We start from the raw sequence: 15,189 nt of genomic DNA, 5'->3' as shown, positions 1-15,189 counted from the left end.
GAATCTACTATGCAATTTTTTCAACAACTTCAAAATGCAACCGCTCAGGAAAGACAGAAACTTTTTTCAACCTCCCTGATTGAAGATGCGTTAAATAGCCGTTTGTCACTTGAACAGTACTGTGCATTTTTAAGCCAGGCCTATCATCATGTGCGCTTTACAGTACCCCTCATGATGGCCGCAGGCGCACAACTTCCAGAGCGTCTATCTTGGTTGCAACCTGCCATTTGCGAATATATTGAAGAAGAAGCAGGACACGAGCAGTGGATTTTAAATGACCTCAAAGCTTGCGGTGTAGATCCAGAGATTGTCAAAAATAGCCGCCCGTGCCAGCCAATCGAATTGATGGTGGCATTTTTATTTGATCAGGTTAGACGCGTCAACCCTATTGCGCTGTTTGGCATGGTTAATGTGCTTGAAGGCACTAGTGTGTCAGTGGCCACCGAAGCAGCAGAGAAAATTCAGCAACATTTAAACTTACCGAATAAAGCATTTAGCTACTTAAAGTCGCATGGTAGTCTGGATATTTCGCACATGCAAAATTTTGAAAAACTCATGAACAGTGTGACCGACGAAAAAGATCAACAAGACATTATTCATTGTTCAAAAGTCGTGTTCTCGTTATATACCCAGATGTACGAGCAAGTTCCAGCGCTCGGTCTGCGATTTGCTGCATAAAAGAGGAGTGACAGGGATGCAATTATCGAATGCACATGTGGTACTAACCGGTGCAAGTGGGGGAATCGGACTTGCCCTCTGTGATGCACTTTGTAAAGAAGGCGCTAAAGTTTTGGCGATTGCGCGAAATACCCAGGCTTTATCGTCTTTGCAGCAAAAATATACGGGGCAAATCAAAGTCCTGCGTGCAGATTTACTCAATTTTGAAGATCTAAACAAGGTCATTCAGACTGCTCAGCAAATTGATGGCTTAAATCTGCTAATCAATGCCGCGGGAGTAAATTGCTTTGCTACTTTAGATCATCAAACACCTGAGCAAATTCAGAAACTGGTGCATTTAAATGTCACTGCGCCCATGAGCTTAACAGCAGGTTTGATTTCAAAATTAAATGCAGGTGGTCAGGCCAAGATTGTCAATGTTGGTTCCATCTATGGCTCATTGGGTTTTGCAGGATACACCACTTATTGTGCCACTAAATTTGCCTTAAGAGGCTTCTCGGAAGCACTTAGACGAGAGCTTGCAGATAGCAATATTCAGGTACTTTATGTGGCGCCACGCGCGACCCAGACCACCATGAACAGTCAGGCAGCTATGGATTTGATGAAGGCGATGGGAAGCAAGGCAGACAGTCCAGAACTGGTGGCTAAAGTGATCGTGCAATCCATTTTGCAAGACAAACAAACCATCTACATTGGTTGGCCTGAACGTGGTTTTGTCATGATGAATTCGATCATGCCGCATGTGATTGATCAGGGCGTGCGTAAGCATCTCACGTTGATTCATCAATTAGGACACTAAGTTATATATAGGCACTCAAGGTCTTGTGATCAAACAAAACCTTTTTTGTTTTACTCAATTGTTAAAAATTGCGATGGAATGTTATTTTTAAAACGATTAAATACTAAGTAATTGAAATTTAATATGATTGATTGGTACTTAAAAAGGACATTAAAATGATTAAATATTGACCGTTTTGTATTTCAGTGCTAATGTTAGTTCAAGGCCAACATATTCTTCCTGACTTCAAGGATAACTTAGTCAGGTGAACACAGATATGCAAGCCTGAATACGACTGCGTTAAACATCAGAATATTAGCGCCGTAACGCTGATATTACATGTTGCTGAAAAGCCCGTTAAGCGGGCTTTTTTAATGGTTTTTTTTAAATATTTTAAATAAAAAAACCGCCCAAATGGGCGGCTTTTTCTGTGGGTAAATTAGATTTTACCAACAAGGTCGATAGAAGGAGCAAGTGTTGCTTCGCCTTCTTTCCATTTAGCTGGGCATACTTCACCTGGGTGAGCGTGAACGTATTGCGCTGCTTTTACTTTACGAAGAAGTTCTTGAGCGTCACGACCGATACCACCTGCGTTGATTTCAACGATTTGGATTTTACCTTCTGGGTCGATCACGAATGTACCGCGGTCAGCAAGACCAGCAGATTCGATTAACACGTCAAAGTTTTTAGAAAGCGTCCAAGTTGGATCGCCGACTAATGGGTATTGGATTTTTTTGATTGCTTCTGAAGTGTCGTGCCAAGCTTTGTGTGTGAAATGCGTGTCAGTAGAAACACCATAAATTTCAACACCAAGGTTTTTGAATGCTTCGTAGTTGTCAGCCAAATCTTCTAATTCTGTTGGGCAAACAAAAGTAAAGTCTGCAGGATAGAAGAATACAACAGACCATTTGCCTTTAAGATCGGCTTCAGTGACTTCAACAAATTGACCTTGATGGTAAGCTGTTGCTTTAAATGGTTTAACTTCAGTATTAATTAAGCTCATCAATTTCTCCATATATCATGAATGAGATGTTATCGTTAACTTTAAAACTTAAAATAGAATAAAGAACTTTGACTTATTGGGGAAATAGTATTTTTGCATAAACAATATCGGAAAAATGAATTGAGTATACAATTGCCTAAGATTTCTCCATCCGATCGGTATTACAACTCTAGGCAAGTTGTATGATCGTTATATGACAGCCTTCAGCACGCCGCATCTTGTTTGTATTGAGGCGTATGTGATTAATTTCAAGCGCATTCACAAAAAAAGAAATAGACTGAATGACTTTCGTTCATGCATATTCCCGCGTAAAATGGACGATCTATTGAAAATGATTAGGAATACTTATCTGTGCATAGTGGTTTAGATGTAGATCAAATGGTTATGGTGCGTGACCGACATCGCTTAAATCGACTAGGCAAGGGTAAAGATAAAAATCCAGAGCAATATCAGTCTTTATTTGAGAAATCCAATGCTCAAGTCAAAGCACGCCTAGCACGTTTACCCAACATTAAACTGAATCAGGATCTGCCAGTTACCCAATATGCAGACCAATTGATTGCAGCAATTCAAAAACATCAGGTGATTATTGTAGCGGGTGAAACCGGCTCAGGAAAAACCACACAGTTACCTCAAATTGCTATGCTGGCTGGTCGTGGTCTTACTGGCATGATTGGTCATACGCAGCCGCGTCGTTTGGCAGCACGTAGCGTATCTCAGCGTATTGCAGAAGAAGTGGGCGAAAAGCTAGGCGAATCAATCGGTTTTAAAGTGCGGTTCAATGAGCAAGGTTCGAATGATTCCATCGTGCGCCTCATGACGGACGGTATCTTACTGGCTGAGTTAGGACATGACCGCTTTTTAAATAAATACGACACCATCATCATCGATGAAGCGCATGAGCGTTCATTGAATATCGACTTTATTATGGGTTATCTCAAACAAATTTTGAGCAAACGCCCAGACCTAAAAGTCATCATTACTTCGGCAACACTAGATGTAAACCGTTTTAGTGCTTATTTTAATCATGCACCCATTTTTGAAGTGGAAGGTCGAAGCTTTCCGGTTGAAGTCCGTTATCGCCCAATTTCTGAGCTAAGTATTGGCAGTAGTGATGACGATGAGTTTGATGATTTTGAAGAGAATTTACCGCGTGCAGTGGTACAGGCAGTCGAAGAATGCTTTGCCGATGCCGAAGAAAAAGGCCATCCACAGCATGCAGATATCCTGATTTTTTCAAGTACTGAACAGGAAATTCGAGAGTTACAAGAAACATTAGAAAAATATGGCCCGAAGCATACCGAAATTTTGCCGCTATACGCTCGTTTGGGTTTAAGCGAACAACAAAAGATTTTTACGCCGGGAAATAAAGGCCGTCGAATTATCATTTCGACCAACGTTGCCGAAACCGCGCTGACCGTACCCAATATTCGCTATGTCATCGATAGCGGTTTTGCGCGAATTTCGCGCTATAACTATCGCTCTCGTGTACAGCGCTTACCCATAGAAGCCATTTCACAAGCCGCAGCAAGTCAGCGTAAAGGACGCTGTGGTCGTATTGCGCCGGGTGTATGTATTCGTCTATACAGCGAAGAAGATTTTACTAGCCGTCCGGCCTTTACTGAGCCTGAAATTAAACGAACCAATTTGGCTTCGGTTATTTTACAGATGCAAAGCTTGGGCTTGGGGCGCGTTGAAGAATTTGACTTTATTGAACCGCCAGACCATCGTTTAGTCAATGACGGACGCAAGCTGTTGGTCGAGCTGGGCGCGTTTAATGAACAAAAAGCCACACTGACTCAAGTTGGGCAAATCATGGCACGCATGCCGATCGATCCGCGTTTGGCGCGTATGATTGTCGGCGGTTCTCACTTTGGCGTGTTGAACGAAATTTTGGTGGTGGTGAGTGCCCTTGCGGTACAAGATCCGCGTGAGCGTCCTGCCGACAAACAAGTGCAAGCCGATCAGAAACATGCGTTGTTTCGTGAAGCTGACTCTGACTTTTTGTTTTATCTTAAACTCTGGGATACCTTAAAAAATAGCCCGGAAACATCGAGTGAAAATAAACGTCGTCATTTTGCTCGTCAGCATTTTTTGAGCTGGTTACGTTTGCGCGAGTGGAAGCAAACCCATGCACAGTTGGTCGATCTGGCAAAAGGCTTAAATTTATCTTTTAATGAAAAAACTGCCACCTATGAAAATTTGCATCGCGCACTGCTAACAGGCTTGCTGTCGTTTATTGCCAATAAAACCGATGAACGAAACATTTATATGGCTGTGCGCCAGCAAAAAGCCAAAGTGTTTCCAGCGAGTACGCTGCACAAATCGAATACGGCATGGGTCATGGCCTTCGAAATGGTCGAAACCTCACAGGTGTATTTAAGAACTTTGGCCAAAATCGATCCGGAATGGATATTGCTTGCGGCACGAGATTTACTGAAATATCACTACTACGAGCCACACTGGTCGAAAAAAACAGGCTTGGTGCAAGCTTATGCGCAAATTTCGCTGTTTGGCCTGATTGTAGAACCAAAGCGACTGGTCAATTTCGAAAAAGTCGACCATCCTGCCGCGCGTGAAATTTTTCTACGTGATGCGCTCACGACTGGCAATTTAGGTATCACACCACCATTTTTAAAGCATAATTTGCTTAAACTCGAAGAAGTTGAGCGAGTTGAAGACAAATTGCGTCGCCGTGATTTAGTGGTTGATGAAGAAACAGTCTATCAATTTTATGCCGAACGTGTTCCTGCCGAAATAGCAAGTCGACGTAGTTTTGAAGACTGGCGTGCAACGGTTGAACCCAAACAGCCCCGTTATTTATTTATTGATGACGATGCGCTCTGGCAAAATGATCGACCAACCACGCAACAATTTCCGGATTATTTGCAAAATGGTGAACTCCGTCTCGCTACCAGTTATCGTTTCGATCCGAGTCATGATGAAGACGGTGCAACGGTTAAAATTCCAGTACAGGCACTGCCACAAGTGGATGAAAATCGTTGGTCTTGGGGGATCCCGGGTTGGCGTCTGGATTTAATCGAAGCTTTGCTTAAATCTTTGCCTAAAGACAAGCGTCGTCATTTGGTTCCCATTCCCGATACAGCCAAAAAACTGATGCAATCAGTTGATGCTGTCCATTTAAATCAGCATATTTTTAAATTTTTGGCTTTTGCACTTCGTGGCGAAGAGATCAGCGAAAAAGATTTCTCTTTTGAGCGAATTGAGCAGTATCTGGTGCCGTTTATTGTGGTGACCGATGAAAAAGGGCGTATCCTTGAAAAAGGACGCGACCTTGTTGAACTCAAAGCGCGTTGTCGTACCGAAACTCATCGTCCGGTGAAACAGTTGAAAGGCGAGTTTCAACAATTTCCTGACAACTTCGTATTTGAAGCATCGCAGAAAGTGACGGGTGTGGTGGTAAAGCAGTATCAGGCCTTGGTACCTGCTAAAGCATTTAGCGCACTTGAGCAAAAAGATGAATCTGGCGTGGTCATTCAAACCTTTAACGATCAGCATGAAGCGATTAAGCAGCATCGTGAAGGTGTGATTCGCCTGATTCATATGCAGTTGGGGGATTTAACTCGCCAGTTGAAAAAGCAGATTTCCAAACCGCTTTTCTTGGCCTATTCACCTTTGGGTGAAAAAGCCAAACTCGAGCAAATGCTGGTGTATGCGACACTTCAGCTCAGCATCGATACCTTACCAGTCAATAAGGCTGAGTTTGAAGCACTGCTTAAACAGGTCAAACAGCAGTTCTTAACGCATGGACAGCAGGCTTTAGAAGTGATTTCCGATATCTTTGTTCAGTGGCAAGACATTCGTCGTCAACTGATGATGCTGGATGGCGATATTTTTGGTCGTAGCATTGACGATATTGAAGATCAGCTGGATTTAATGCAGCTTAGCGACTTTGTGTATACGCAAGGGTCAGAGGTTTGGCTTGAATATCCACGTTATTTAAAAGCATTATTAATGCGTTTAGATCGTTTACCCAATAATTTAAAGCGTGATGAGTCGGCCATTGCCGATGTTGACCCTTGGATGGATAAGCTCTTTAAGTTTAAGCACAAACCTGAACTTAAAGAGATTTATTTTATGGTTGAAGAACTGAGAATCTCATTGTTTTCACAACCTATGAAAACCAAGATGCCAGTGTCATCATCACGTCTGCAAAAAGCTTGGCAGCGTTTAGGAATTCAATAATCCCCGCATTCTCATAAGGAGTTTTACATGGGCGTACGTATTACCGGTACAGGTTTGTACCATCCAGCCGAATCGATTAGTAATCAAGAACTGGTCGAAAGTCTTAATGCCTATGTAGAACAGTACAATCAGGACAATGCTGAGAAAATCGCTGCGGGTGAGTTGCCAGAGCGTTTAGGCTCAAGTGCTGAGTTTATTGAGAAAGCATCAGGGATTCAGCGCCGTTACGTGATTGAAAAATCAGGTGTACTTGATCCATCACGCTTGCGCCCACGCCTTGAAGAACGTACCGATGACGAGCTTTCGATTCAAGCCGAATGGGGCGTGTGGGCAGCAAAGGATGCCATGACCAATGCGGGGGTAGCTCCGGAAGATATCGATGTCGTGATTTTGGCATGCTCTAATTTGCAGCGTGCCTATCCGGCAGTTGCTGTAGAAATACAGACGGCGCTCGGGATCGAAGGATATGCCTATGATATGAATGTGGCATGTTCGGCGGCAACGTTTGGCTTAAAACAGGCATATGATGCCATTAAGTCTGGCGCGCGCCGTGTGCTACTGGTCAATGTTGAAATTACTTCAGGCCATACCGACTATCGTTCACGCGATTGTCACTTTATTTTTGGTGATGTTGCTACGGCATCGATTATTGAGGACACCGAAACTAAAAATGGGTTTGAAATTTTAGATATCCATTTGTTTACCCAGTTTTCCAATAATATTCGCAACAACTTCGGCTTTTTAAATCGAAGCGAAGATGCGGTACGTGATGACAAGCAGTTCCGACAAGATGGCCGTAAAGTATTTAAGGAAGTGTGTCCTTTGGTGGCAAAAATCATCAGTACACAACTTGAAAAAAACCAAATTGAAGCTGAGTCGATCAAGCGTTTCTGGTTGCATCAGGCTAATCTGAACATGAATCAGCTGATTGCCAAACTGGTATTGGGTAAAGATGCTGAACCTGAGCGCACACCTATTATCTTAGATGAATTTGCCAACACGTCATCTGCGGGAGTAATGATTGCGCTGCATCGTACGGGTCATGAGGTCGAATCAGATGAATATGGCGTAATCTGTTCATTTGGTGCGGGTTATTCTGTTGGATCGATCTTGGTTCAAAAGCGACTAGCAAGCTAATTATTAGCGCATAAAAAATCCCGCCGATGCGGGATTTTTTATGCGCTAAGCGTTACTGAATAAAAGCTTTAACGCTGATGAGTGTACGATAAATGCCCCAGAGTAATGGAATACCCACCGCTAGCCATGCCAATACCACCAGTAACAGGTGATTGTTACTTGCAGTACTCGATTCAGTCAGAATCGCACTGGATACTTGTTGATTTTCATGATGTTTTTCGGCACTTTTTTGCTCTGCTTCAAGTTCGGCTGGCGTCATGAAATACTTGGGATTGACCGGACGAATACATAGGTTACAAATTAAACCCACAATTAATAAGCCTGCCAAAATAAACATGGTCTGGTTATAGACTTGGCTCGCTGCAAGGCCTAAACCAAGTTGATAGTCACGCATATTATTCACAATCACAGGCCCTAAAATACCGGCGGTAGCCCATGCGGTGAGTAATCGACCATGAATTGCGCCAACCATTTGGGTGCCGAATAAATCGGCCAGATAAGCCGGAACTGTAGCAAATCCACCTCCGTACATACTGATGATGATACAGATCGCCCCAACAAATAACAGCTTACTTTCCATTTGCGCTGCAAACGGTACAAAAGCGTATAAAGCCGCACCTAAAATAAAAAATACGCTATAGGTGGCTTTACGCCCGATACGATCGGATAAACTGGCCCACGCAATCCGACCCCCAATATTAAATAGACTCAGCAATGCAGTGAAGCCGGCAGCGATTGCTGCAATAGTTTTGAGCTGATCTTGACTAAGTTCTGAAAATTTTAAAGGTAGCCTAATTAACTGACCCGCAAAAACCTCCTGAAGCATGGGTGAAGCCATGCCAATCACGCCAATCCCCGCGGAAACGTTCATGCAGAGTACCGCCCAGACCAGCCAGAACTGAGGGATGCCCCAGATCTTTTTAACATGCACATGTTGTTTGGTAATAAATGCATTTTGCTGCATTTTGGCGCTCGGTTCCCAACCTGCAGGTTTCCAGTTTTGTGCCGGAATTCGGTAAGTTAGAGCACCCGCAACCATAAATACAAAATAGATCAGCGCCATGCAAACAAAAGTCGCTGCCACGCCCACATTGGTTGGTGTTGAAAAGTGTGCCATTAATTCGACTGCAAGAGGTGAACCAATCATGGCACCGCCACCAAAGCCCATAATCGCCAAGCCTGTTGCCAAACCGCGGCGGTCGGGGAACCATTTAATTAGTGTACTGACGGGAGAGATATAACCCAAACCCAAGCCAATTCCGCCAATCACGCCTGATCCTAAAAGCATCAACCAGAACTGATGTAAATGAATGCCGAGTGCAGAAATCAGCATGCCGCCACACCAGCACAGCGCACTAATCAGTCCAGCCTTTCGTGGGCCAACGCGCTCCAACCATCCCCCCCAAATTGCAGCGGAGCTCCCCAGCAAAACAAAAAACAGCGTATACATCCAGCCGAGCGTCGAGATTTTCCAGTCACAAGTGGTAATAAACAATTGCTGAAAAAAGCCGACATCGGCAGCACAAGCGACAGGATCTTCAATTCCAATTGCTTTGGAGAGCGGTAGCCAGAATACCGAAAATCCATAGGCCATACCAATACACAGATGAATGGCAAGAGCGGCAGGAGGGACGAGCCAGCGATTAAAATCTGGCTTTGCAATGATTCTTTGCTTAGAAAGAAAGGGGGGCTGAGCGCCAGAGGTTGAATCTGTTGTTGCCATAACGTGATTTCCCTATTTTATTTGCTTCGATATACGTCATAGTTTGGCCTTTGTCGATGATTATTTATTGAGATCTGATTGAAAATCTGGTTGTTAGTATCGACAAATCTTAAAATTTTTTGGCGCAGACATGGAGTAGACGATTTTTCCATCATACAGGGAGTTTAAAAATAAGGAATCTTAAAAATATTGAGAATGTGATTCTATTTAGAGTCGTAAGAATTCATCAAAATTATTATAAATTAATGTCTTAAACTATTTTTTTTATCAAGATATAAAAATTAGATCAAGAATAATCAAAAAAACAATGATGAATATCGCGGCGTAGTGAAATGAGTACCGCTAAACCCAAATGATGTCGATTTTCCTTACTTAACTCATCATCCCACAATTAAGGCATCATTCTAAATGAATAAAGTATCTAATTTGCCTAAAAAAGCAACTAACTCAATGAAATTATGAAGAAAAAATTGACAATATAACAACAAAGTGTAAAGTTTTGTTTCTAAATTTTTACAACATGTAATCATTGAGTTGGAAATGAAAAAAACATTAATTGCGTCTTTATTGGCAGTCACTGCAACGTTCACAGGATGTGCAACCATTATTACGGGTTCAACCCAAACGATGTCATTTAAAAGCGTACCAGAAATTGCAACGATCACGATCACCAATAAAAAAGGTGAAAAAGTGCATATGGGACAAACTCCTGCGACTGTAACTCTGAAAAAAAGCGCCGGTTTTTTCCAGCCTGAAAACTATCAAGTCTCATTTTCTAAAGATGGATATCAAACTCAAACCATGCAAGTCAAGTCACGCTTAAATGGTTGGTATTTCGGTAATATTATTTTTGGTGGTCTGATTGGAATCTTGGTTGTAGATCCAATGACTGGCGCCATGTTTACTTTAAGCCCTAAAGATGTGAATGCAGTATTGGCAAGTAATGGCATTGATACTGCAAAAAATGAAAAAACACTTGCAGTGATTTTAAAACAAAATGTGCCTGAACAGGTGATGGCACGTTCTACCAAACTAAACTGATACAAGATACCCGCCTTCGAGCGGGTATTTTTTTATGAATCAATTGAGAGTTGTTTAAACAAGTTGCTATAAATCGAGTAGTGTTAGATGAAAAGTCATCTTATACTCAAGCTTTTAAGCCACTCACATCATGATGAAACGTCATAGTCTCGCGCTTTTGCTCCTTAGTTTATCGCTTACTGCATGTGATCGTTCACCAGAACAACCTGAGCCAAAGACATCGGCAGATCATGTATCGAGCGCAGTGCATTCGGCCTCTGCACCGATGCACAGCTCCGAAGCTGTTCAAGCACAAAAGGCGCCAAAAGCAATTAACTATCAGGCCCAGTTTGAACAATCGGACAAACAAATTAGTCATTTTATGGACTTACTCGACAATCCCAATACTTCGCAAACCCAGCGCGTCCAGATTTTGTGCGTCGATTGGCCCAATGTTTATAAATCTGAATACATACCGGCGCTGGTTCATTTAAAGCCAAATCAGTTTAATGAAACCAAATTGTTGGCAGAGCTCAAAACCGCGACGGATTACTATAAAGAAGGTTCTGGAATTGTATGTAAGTAGCTTGGCACGGCACTGGTAGCTCATTAAATGAGTTCAGTTCAATGTTAATTTTACTGAGTGATTAATACTGCCAGTAAAGTGGGGTGCCATAAATCTCGCTAAAGTAATCGATGACTGCACGAACATTCAGGGGTGGATGGCGTGCATTTGGATAAATTGCAGCAATGTATTGAGGTTGGGATTTAATCGAGACTTCATGCGGTTGAAGTAATTGAACTAAATCACCTGACTTTAACGCTTCTCCAATGAGCCAATCTGGGAACATGACAATACCCAGACCATCAAGTGCTGCACGCATAAGGCTCTCAGCATTATTCGATGTCATGAGTGCATGGACTGGTAATTGAGTCCATGCGCCGTCTGCTTCTTTAATTAACCAGCGATTTGGTCCTTCAAACCCTTTATAAACAAGCGCTTTATGCTCTAACAACTGCGCAGGTTGTTGAGGTTGTCCGTATCTGCATAAATATTCAGGTGATGCCGCAAGATAATATTTTTGTGCACCAAATACTCGCGCGTGTAAAGATGAATCGTTGAGTACGCCTATACGAAAAACCAAATCGGTGCTGTCTCTAAATGGATCGATATATTCGTCGGTTTGAATCAGCTCAATCGAAAGTTTTGGATAGCGCTTACAGAGGCCTGTCAACTTGGCATAGCCATGACCATGATTGGTATTTTAGCCGGACAGATTTTTAAAAGTCTGATGATTGATCACTTTGGTCTATTGGGTGTATCACATCGAAAAATCGATTCTAAACGTCTTATTGCTTTAGTTTTTATTGTGATTGCACTTATTTTGGTTGCACGAGGATAGCGAATATGATCACAACATTTATGATTCTATTGGCAGTGTTTGGTGGTGCCATGTTGAGTGTTCAAGCTGCAATTAATGGCCAACTTGGAAGTCAAGTCGGTGTGTTTAAAAGTGCGTTTTTAACCTTTTCGGTTGGCGCATTAATTACTGCCTTATTAATTTTTTATTTCGAACCCAGACATTCACTGACTTTGCTTGATGTACCTAAATGGCAATTATTAGGTGCTTTTTGTGGTGTGCCATATATTGTTGTTATGGTGCTGGCTGTACAGCGTATCGGGACCGCTGTTGCAACAGTTGCTGTGATTTTTGGTCAGTTGCTCATGAGTATGTTGATCGATAATTTTGGCTGGTTGAATAATAAAGCTTTGCCTTTTTCTATTGAACGATTCGCGGCATTAATTTGTCTGGGTATAGCGCTTTACTTTATCTATTCAAGCAGTAAGACGATGCAACCTAAGGCCGAAAAAGTATCAGACCTAAAGCCTCTTAAGTTGCGAAAAGATATCAGATATTGATTGATGAATTTTATGTTTATCATATGTTTCGTCTCTTATTTGAATCATCTATAACTAGACATAAGTTAGAAGATGCAAAAACCCCGAAAGGGATTTTTTAAAAGGTAATTAAAATAGAAAAATTTACGAAAATTGAATGAAAAAATTTATAAAAATGAGTATTAAACTTGGGATGAAACCTAAGATTTACACTTGTAATTTGCGGATAATTTAGTCAGTTATATGAAACAGTAGCTTAATAATTTAAAAGCATCAAAATCTTGATTTTATTGAAATATTGTAACAAAATAATTATTTTACTCATGGCATCATTTGAATATGTATGCTTGAAAGAATTGTTTCGTTTGTGAGGTTCAAAATGACAGTAAAAGTAAATATCAGAAGAATACTTTCTGAGAATTTCTTTCAAAAGAATACGACTTTTGAAAATTTAGATGATCTATTTTCAAAAGCTGGTATCACTATTTTTTCGTTAGAAGATGATAAAGCGTTATCTGAAAATAAATACTTCAACTTATTTATTAAAAACAATACGTTGTATAGAGATTTTAATGACATGAAAGGTAAAGCTATTACGTTTTCAATGTTTCAAAACTTGCGATAAATAACGCCATGTGAAATATATTATTTATTCTTATTTTTCAATTGTCTTCAAAATTTCCAGATATGACTTATATGCTACAATTTCGCTCTAATTTGCTAAATATTAAGCCGAATTATAAAGCAATTAAAACGAATGAGAGTTGTATCTGAAAGCGACTTAAATTAGGTATTACTGAGAAATGGTGTTACTATAACTTTAGCCGAAATTGTTCCGATTCAGAACAAGTAGATTTGAGTTGTTAATGGACTTGCGCTCCCACATTTTATAAAAGTAATTATTATTTTATACGAATTCAAATCTTTAACGCATTGTGTACCTAAAAGGTACACCGGTGAATAGCAGTTTGAGCAAATCAGGCTGCTATGTTGAATCAAACTAAATATGATCAATCGACACCTATGTGTCATTAAAGCTGATGTAACTGTTATAGATCTTAGGCGAGATGCCTTTAACTTATCACTATCCAAGTTGGATACATGTAAATTAATCTTTTCTGATTACAAAAGCTCATAAGTATGGGTTTTATAATGAATATTATGAACGGCTGGACAACAGCCAAAGCAGTAAATGGCGACATTATTCGCGTGAATATTGTACCATTAAAAAAAGTCCAAAGTAACTTGCATGGTCAGACCTTGGTTGAGGTGACGAAGCAAGTTGAATTAGAATCTGGTACGGTTCTGGCATTAAATTTAGATGGAAAGTCTTTCTACACCGAATTTAATAAACTCTATAAATTACAATCTAATTTTTCTATATGAAAAAATAGTGAAAGTTGAATGTGATGATCAATAAACAAGCCATTGAAGTAAAATCAGTATTTAATCTCGTTTACTATGCAAATGACGTTTTGCAAAATTTTGAGGTAGATATTGCAAGTGTCATGACTAAAGGGCATGTAGATAACAGTAAAGTGCTCTGGCTCGCATTAAACAACCATGAGCCTGGTACTGCTGTAAAAATATTAAAAACCAAATGATAGCTGTATGGTTAAAAAATAGATAAGAAGCTCATAATATGAGCTTTTTTATTATATATATCTTATTTTATTCATTTTAGTGACCTCAATGACTTTATATATTTTATGATTAAAAATGAGTCCATCATGTACTTTTACGCGATCCATAAAACTCCAGAGCTCAAATGGACAAAACTCATTATTGTCTTCAAAAATCCATAACCATTCATTTGTTTCGTAAAGAAGTTCTTTATTAAATTGAATATCTTTTACTTTGATGATTTTTCTGATGAAATTATTTGCATCTTGAATCGTGATTTTATAATTAATCATGGTAGACCTAGACATAAGGTATCCTTTTGGCCTAAATTGAGATTAATTAATTTATTTAAATAGTTAAATTTATTTCAATTAAAATATTTATAACTTAATTAGTTAATTAAAAAATAGGAAGGTGATAAGAAAATTATTTTACATTGAAATTCGGATGAGGAATCATCCGAAAATAAATATTAAATTAATGCATTTTAAAATTCGACTATAACATATAATTGTTAATGTGATAGAAAATATTTTTTTAATGATATTTTTAAGGTTCTAATTTTCATCGGTTTTTGAGTAATCGCATTTTATTTTTGTAAGTATATATATCAAATAAGCATATACTTGATGTGGTTTTTAGGGTAGTATAGAGTCTAGCTAGAGAAATGACACAATTAGTTAAACCTTTTAAAGTATCGAAGTTTTATTCATAATCCTCCGTTTTTTAGATTCTTGAGCTTAATTTGTTAAATTTTCAAAGTTATATCGGTCAAATTTTATTTGGCAATTTACTATTAAAAATATAGGGTAAGATTATGTCTAACACAGTTACTGGAACCGTTAAATGGTTTAACGAAACTAAAGGTTTTGGCTTTATTCAACCAGATTCTGGTCCTGACGTTTTTGCACATTTCAAAGAAATTGCAAGCTCAGGTTTCAAAACGCTTCATGAAGGTCAGCGTGTATCATTTAGCATCGTTGAAGGCCAGAAAGGTCCAAGCGCTGTCAATATTGTTGCTCAATAAGTAACAATTAAAAAAAGCACTTTCGGGTGCTTTTTTTATTGCTGAATTTTAGACTTTTTCTCGATCAGATGATGCTAACTCAGTCCTTTGTGTA

The 15,189-nt window shown here is 39.9% G+C and carries 14 protein-coding genes and 2 pseudogenes; 12 read left to right on the top strand and 4 right to left on the bottom strand.

What is annotated here, in order from left to right:
* Nucleotides 1-9 precede the first annotated feature (9 nt).
* A complete protein-coding gene (locus tag Aso01_RS12730; RefSeq protein WP_004938329.1) occupies nucleotides 10-678 on the top strand; it encodes an iron-containing redox enzyme family protein in 669 nt (222 codons plus the stop codon).
* A 16-nt stretch (nucleotides 679-694) separates the two neighbouring features.
* The gene (locus Aso01_RS12725; protein ID WP_004938326.1) at nucleotides 695-1,477 is read left to right on the top strand and encodes an SDR family oxidoreductase; all 783 of its coding nucleotides are present in this window, start codon (nucleotides 695-697) and stop codon (nucleotides 1,475-1,477) included.
* A 418-nt stretch (nucleotides 1,478-1,895) separates the two neighbouring features.
* On the opposite strand, the gene ahpC is transcribed toward Aso01_RS12725, so the two are convergent.
* Nucleotides 1,896-2,459, bottom strand: a complete 564-nt coding sequence (ahpC, locus tag Aso01_RS12720; RefSeq protein ID WP_004938324.1) for an alkyl hydroperoxide reductase subunit C — start codon at nucleotides 2,457-2,459, stop codon at nucleotides 1,896-1,898.
* 378 nt (nucleotides 2,460-2,837) lie between these two features.
* Between ahpC and hrpA the strand changes: the two genes are divergently transcribed.
* Both hrpA and Aso01_RS12710 read left to right on the top strand, forming a co-directional pair.
* Nucleotides 2,838-6,665 carry an ATP-dependent RNA helicase HrpA gene (gene hrpA, locus Aso01_RS12715; protein ID WP_370736356.1) on the top strand — a complete coding sequence of 1,276 codons (3,828 nt, stop codon included), beginning with the start codon at nucleotides 2,838-2,840 and terminating at the stop codon, nucleotides 6,663-6,665.
* Nucleotides 6,666-6,692: 27 nt separating this feature from the next.
* Nucleotides 6,693-7,802, top strand: a complete 1,110-nt coding sequence (locus tag Aso01_RS12710) for a beta-ketoacyl-ACP synthase III (protein ID WP_004938320.1) — start codon at nucleotides 6,693-6,695, stop codon at nucleotides 7,800-7,802.
* A gap of 52 nt (nucleotides 7,803-7,854) precedes the next feature.
* Here Aso01_RS12710 and Aso01_RS12705 read toward each other — a convergent pair whose 3' ends face one another.
* Entirely contained in the window at nucleotides 7,855-9,525 is a 1,671-nt protein-coding gene (locus Aso01_RS12705; protein WP_004938318.1) for an OFA family MFS transporter, read from the bottom strand.
* A gap of 540 nt (nucleotides 9,526-10,065) precedes the next feature.
* Here Aso01_RS12705 and Aso01_RS12700 point away from each other — a divergent pair.
* Complete coding sequence (locus tag Aso01_RS12700; protein ID WP_004938316.1) at nucleotides 10,066-10,566, top strand: hypothetical protein; 501 nt, start codon at nucleotides 10,066-10,068, stop codon at nucleotides 10,564-10,566.
* Between the two features lie 130 nt (nucleotides 10,567-10,696).
* Nucleotides 10,697-11,131, top strand: coding sequence for a hypothetical protein (locus Aso01_RS12695; RefSeq protein WP_004938312.1), 435 nt, complete (start codon nucleotides 10,697-10,699; stop codon nucleotides 11,129-11,131).
* A gap of 61 nt (nucleotides 11,132-11,192) precedes the next feature.
* On the opposite strand, the pseudogene Aso01_RS12690 reads toward Aso01_RS12695, so the two are convergent.
* Nucleotides 11,193-11,780: pseudogene (locus Aso01_RS12690) on the bottom strand (substrate binding domain-containing protein); the annotation flags it as partial.
* On the opposite strand from Aso01_RS12690, the pseudogene Aso01_RS12685 reads away from it, so the two are divergent.
* The 5 genes and pseudogenes from Aso01_RS12685 to Aso01_RS12665 form a co-directional block, all read left to right on the top strand.
* Nucleotides 11,781-11,948, top strand: a pseudogene (locus Aso01_RS12685) (DMT family transporter); the annotation flags it as partial.
* A gap of 8 nt (nucleotides 11,949-11,956) precedes the next feature.
* Nucleotides 11,957-12,466, top strand: coding sequence for a DMT family transporter (locus Aso01_RS12680; protein WP_042065501.1), 510 nt, complete (start codon nucleotides 11,957-11,959; stop codon nucleotides 12,464-12,466).
* Between the two features lie 358 nt (nucleotides 12,467-12,824).
* A complete protein-coding gene (locus tag Aso01_RS12675; protein WP_004938298.1) occupies nucleotides 12,825-13,070 on the top strand; it encodes a hypothetical protein in 246 nt (81 codons plus the stop codon).
* Nucleotides 13,071-13,585: 515 nt separating this feature from the next.
* Nucleotides 13,586-13,831: a hypothetical protein gene (locus Aso01_RS12670; protein WP_004938295.1), complete on the top strand. Its 246-nt coding sequence runs from the start codon at nucleotides 13,586-13,588 to the stop codon at nucleotides 13,829-13,831.
* A 23-nt stretch (nucleotides 13,832-13,854) separates the two neighbouring features.
* Nucleotides 13,855-14,049: a hypothetical protein gene (locus Aso01_RS12665; protein ID WP_004938292.1), complete on the top strand. Its 195-nt coding sequence runs from the start codon at nucleotides 13,855-13,857 to the stop codon at nucleotides 14,047-14,049.
* A 51-nt stretch (nucleotides 14,050-14,100) separates the two neighbouring features.
* Here Aso01_RS12665 and Aso01_RS12660 read toward each other — a convergent pair whose 3' ends face one another.
* The gene (locus tag Aso01_RS12660; RefSeq protein ID WP_004938290.1) at nucleotides 14,101-14,376 is read right to left on the bottom strand and encodes a hypothetical protein; all 276 of its coding nucleotides are present in this window, start codon (nucleotides 14,374-14,376) and stop codon (nucleotides 14,101-14,103) included.
* A gap of 509 nt (nucleotides 14,377-14,885) precedes the next feature.
* On the opposite strand from Aso01_RS12660, the gene Aso01_RS12655 reads away from it, so the two are divergent.
* The gene (locus tag Aso01_RS12655; protein ID WP_004938289.1) at nucleotides 14,886-15,095 is read left to right on the top strand and encodes a cold-shock protein; all 210 of its coding nucleotides are present in this window, start codon (nucleotides 14,886-14,888) and stop codon (nucleotides 15,093-15,095) included.
* The last annotated feature ends 94 nt before the right edge of the window (nucleotides 15,096-15,189 follow it).

The sequence above is a fragment of the Acinetobacter soli genome, from assembly GCF_000760595.1.
GTDB lineage: Bacteria > Pseudomonadota > Gammaproteobacteria > Pseudomonadales > Moraxellaceae > Acinetobacter > Acinetobacter soli.
Note: the sequence above shows the minus strand (reverse complement) of the source record. Positions and strands in the feature narration are given on the sequence as shown.